Below are 860 nucleotides of genomic sequence, written 5' to 3'. Positions count from 1 at the left end.
TGACTGGTTACCGGCTGTAATTAACATGGATGAGGTCAAGTCTACCAAAGACGCGAAGGGATCCATGAGCTTTGTATTTATGGATGGTATTCGGTGTGAATTTTTGGACATTCTGGAATCGCGGACACTCTACGATTTGGAGAATTACTTTAGACGTTATACGAAGAAAGCTAGAGAAAGCGTCAAAGTCATTGTGACAGATATGAACTACACCTATCCCAAACTAGCTGAATCTATTTTTCCAAATGCGATTGTGGTAACCGATCGGTTCCACATCGTTAACTCCGTTATTCGGGGATTCACTCGAGTAAGGATTCGTATCATGAAATCCTATGCGCCTTCAAACATGAAATATAAGGCTTTAAAGCGTTACTGGCGACTGTTCTTGAAGCCCAACGAGAAGTTGGACTTCAAGAAGTACTCTAATTACATTAACATTCCTGGGAGCCAAACTGAGAATAGCGTAGTTGAATATCTTCTTGATATCAACGAAGAATTACGCGAAGCATATAACCAGTTACAGACGGTCATGAGTGCCGTTAGGTACCGTGACATCGCTCGACTAGAAACAGTTCTAGACGGAAAAGACAATGGCTCAGAAGAAATGACGAAGGCATTGAACGCACTGGTTGAGAACCGAGAATCCGTTGATAATGCACTGAGATATGAATTCTCAAATGGCCCAATGGAGGGTATCAATAACAAAATCAAGGTAATAAAGCGAGTTGCGTACGGCTTTGGCTGCTTCACCAGCTTTAGAGTAAGGATTCATCTGGCATTTGGACTCAAAAAAATTGCCTAATCTCAAAAGATTAGACAATTTTATAAATGGAATTACCAACAACAGTTGACATAGAACC

At 40.9% G+C, this 860-nt stretch carries 1 protein-coding gene; it reads left to right on the top strand.

Annotated features, from left to right (window positions below; genetic code table 11):
• On the top strand, positions 1 to 802 hold an 802-nt coding region (locus tag FD07_RS11920; RefSeq protein WP_156403290.1), incomplete at its 5' end, for an ISL3 family transposase.
• Positions 803 to 860: the final 58 nt, after the last annotated feature.

Source organism: Levilactobacillus parabrevis ATCC 53295 (genome assembly GCF_001434055.1).
GTDB classification, from domain to species: domain Bacteria; phylum Bacillota; class Bacilli; order Lactobacillales; family Lactobacillaceae; genus Levilactobacillus; species Levilactobacillus parabrevis.
Note: the sequence above shows the minus strand (reverse complement) of the source record. Positions and strands in the feature narration are given on the sequence as shown.